Annotated in this window: 2 protein-coding genes; both read right to left on the bottom strand. The window is 69.5% G+C overall.

All coding sequences use genetic code 11. The features are described 5' to 3' along the window. Positions 1 to 112: 112 nt before the first annotated feature. Complete coding sequence (locus tag AC5RUJ_RS15590; RefSeq protein WP_494128474.1) at positions 113 to 988, bottom strand: branched-chain amino acid ABC transporter permease; 876 nt, start codon at positions 986 to 988, stop codon at positions 113 to 115. Then, complete coding sequence (locus AC5RUJ_RS15585; protein ID WP_494156168.1) at positions 985 to 1,788, bottom strand: ABC transporter ATP-binding protein; 804 nt, start codon at positions 1,786 to 1,788, stop codon at positions 985 to 987. Before AC5RUJ_RS15585 ends, AC5RUJ_RS15590 begins: the two co-directional genes overlap by 4 nt. Positions 1,789 to 1,817: the final 29 nt, after the last annotated feature.

Here is a 1,817-nt window from a genome sequence, read left to right as displayed (position 1 = left end):
GTCCGTCCGCGCCGCGGCGTCCTGTCTCCGCTGCCCGGGGTCTCGGGGTGCCCGGCGGCTGCGGCGGCAGGATTCGGCTGCGCGTCCGATTGCGGGTCGGTCTTGCTGGTGGTCATGATTTCCTCCCGAGCAGGCCGGAGGGCCGGAAGAGCAGGACAAGGGCCAGGGCCACGACGACGACGAAGTCACCCGTGCCGTTGAGGTAGAAGTTCGCGAACTGCTGCAGCAGCGCCACCACCACCGAGGCGATGGCCGCGCCGGTGAGCGAGCCCAGGCCGCCGATCACGGTGACGATGAAGGCGAAGATCAGCAGCGATCCGCCCAGCAGCGGCGAGACGTAGCCGAAGTAGTGGCTGGCCAGCACCCCGCCCAGGCCGGCCGCGGCGCCGCCGATGGCGAAGACCAGCGTGAACGCCTTGCGGACGTCAATGCCCAGCGCGGTGACCATGGAGCGGCTTTCCACGCCGGCGCGGATGATCATGCCGTAGCGGGTGCGCTTGAGGAAGAACACCAGGCCCAGCAGCACGAACACCGCCGCGATGATGGCCACGAAGCGATCGTTCGCGATGTCGGCGCCGAAGATTCTGGTGGTCTGGCTGAACCATTCGGGTCCGGAGATATAGACCGGGTCGGTGCCCCAGATCCCGTCGAACAGCGCGACCGATGCCAGCGAGAGGCCGACGGTGACCAGGACCTGTTCGATGTGCCGCTCGTACAGCTTGCGGATGAGCACGAACTCGGTGAAGGCGGCGAACAGGGCCCCCACGACGGCGCCCACCAGGAGGGAGCCGAGGAAGGTCCACCAGTTGTCGGCGCCGGCGCGGCGGGCCACTTCCCAGCCGGCGAATGCGCCCAGGGTCAGGAAGGAGCCGTGCGCGAAGTTCAGCACGCCCATCAGCCCGTAGATCAGGCTCAGCCCGGAGGCCACCAGGAAGTAGAGCGCGCCCAGGCCCAGGCCGGTGACGGTCAGCAGGACGATGGTACTCACTTGTGCACCCCGTTCGGGTCGGTGCCGGTCTCAGAAAGGGATACGGCGGCGGGGGCCGTGTCCCGGCCGTCTGCGCCGGCGGCGGGGCCGGCCTCGTCGTCGTGCCCGCCTTCGGCGTGGACGCCCAGCAGCCGCTGGGTCAGGTCTTCGTTGTCCAGGAAATCCAGCGCGCTGTCGGTGGTGTGGACCACCCGCCCGCCGGACAGCACCACCGCGCCGGCGGCCAGCTGGCGGACCACCTGCAGGTTCTGCTCCACCAGCAGGATCGGCACCGTTGCGGCGGCCCGCTCCAGCGTCTCGGAGACTTCCTGCACGATCTTGGGCGCCAGGCCCTTGGTCGGCTCGTCGATCAGCAGCAGCTTGTTCTCATTCAGCAACGCACGCGCCAGCGAGACCATCTGCTGCTGCCCGCCGGAGAGCGTCCCGGCCATCTGCGAGGCGCGCTTGAGCAGGTCGGGAAAGAGTTCCTCCACCAGCTGCCGGCGCGGGGAGGCGTCCCGTTCGGCCAGCCGCAGGTTCTCCGCCACGGTCAGCTTGGAGAAAACCTCGCGGTCCTCCGGGACGTAGCCCACGCCGCGGCGGATGATCTTGTAGGTCGCTTCCTTATCGATCCGCGTGCCGTCCAGCGTCACGCTGCCGCTGCGGGAGATCAGCCCGATGATGGCCTTGATGGTGCTGCTCTTGCCCACGCCGTTGCGGCCCAGCAGGGCGGTGATTCCGGTGGCCGGCACGGAGAAGCTGACGTTCTCCACCACCTGCTGGCCGGCGATGTGCGCGCTGAGCCCCGCGACCTCCAGCACCGGGCGGGCGTGGCGGTCCGGCCGTGCCG

The sequence above is a fragment of the Arthrobacter sp. Y3223164 genome, assembly GCF_059091005.1.
This window is presented reverse-complemented; position numbering and strand designations above follow the sequence as displayed.